1 protein-coding gene is annotated in these 1,235 nt (G+C 54.9%); it reads left to right on the forward strand.

Translation table 11 applies throughout. The features are described from left to right. Window positions 1–64 precede the first annotated feature (64 nt). A protein-coding gene (locus TU75_RS27255; protein WP_141719134.1) for an IS3 family transposase occupies window positions 65–1,227 on the forward strand; the annotation gives its coding sequence in 2 pieces (ribosomal slippage) (window positions 65–320 and window positions 320–1,227; 1,164 coding nt in all). The last annotated feature ends 8 nt before the right edge of the window (window positions 1,228–1,235 follow it).

The following is a 1,235-nucleotide window of genomic DNA, read 5'->3' on the forward strand; positions in this document are numbered from 1 at the left end:
TGTAGTGGTCTAATGAAACCGGACACCCATTTAGGCGAGAATGCTCGCCAGATCGAGGTGTCAGATGACCAAACAACGCCGCTCCTTTACTCCTGAATTCAAACGCGAGGCTGCCGACCTCGTGCTCAAACAAAACTACAGCTACATCGAAGCCAGCCGTTCACTCGGCATTGGTGAGTCGGCATTGCGCCGCTGGGTTGACCAGACTCAGAAAGAACATAAAGGCATCACCCCGCAGAGCAAGGCTCTGACTCCGGAACAGCAAAAAATTCAGGAGCTGGAAGCCCGGATTGCTCGGCTTGAGCGAGAGAAATCAATACTAAAAAAGGCTACCGCGCTCTTGATGTCGGAAGATCACGAGCGTTCGCGCTGATTGACCAGTTGAGTGCACATGAGCCGGTTGATTGGCTGTGCAAGGTGTTTGACGTCACGCGCTCGTGTTACTACGCCCAGCGCCTGCGGCGCCGCACGCCCGATGTTGAACGGCTTCGATTGCGAAGTCGCGTCAGTGAGCTGTTCTCGCAAAGTCGCAGCTCTGCGGGCAGTCGCAGCATCTTGTCGCTGATGCGTGAAGACGGTGAGCAACTCGGTCGATTCAAAGTGCGTAGCTTGATGCGCGAGCTTGATTTAGTCAGCAAACAACCTGGCTCCCATGCCTACAAACGAGCAACAGTAGAAAGACTGGATATCCCGAACACATTGAACCGCGAGTTCGACGTGCCAGCGCCCAATCAAGTCTGGTGCGGCGATATCACCTACATTTGGGCGCAAGGAAAGTGGCATTACCTGGCTGTCGTCCTGGATCTTTGTACGCGTCGGATCGTGGGCTGGGCGCTGTCGGAAAAGCCAGACGCTGAGCTGGTGATCAAAGCGCTGGATATGGCTTACGAGCAGCGTGGCAGGCCTTCGGATCTGCTATTCCACTCGGACCAGGGATCGCAATATGCAAGCCGACTCTTTCGCCAGCGGTTGTGGCGATACCGCATGCGCCAGAGCATGAGCCGACGAGGAAACTGCTGGGATAACGCACCGATGGAGCGCGTATTTCGCAGCTTGAAAACAGAATGGATACCGACCGTGGGCTATCGAACTGCGCAGGAAGCACAGCGCGATATCAGCCATTTTTTGATGCATCGCTATAACTGGATTAGGCCTCATCAATTCAACGATGGGTTGGCCCCAGCGCGGGCCGAGGAAAAACTTAACGTCGTGTCCGGGATTAGTTGACCACTACA

Origin of the sequence: Pseudomonas poae (assembly GCF_001439785.1) — a bacterium.
GTDB lineage: Bacteria > Pseudomonadota > Gammaproteobacteria > Pseudomonadales > Pseudomonadaceae > Aquipseudomonas > Aquipseudomonas poae.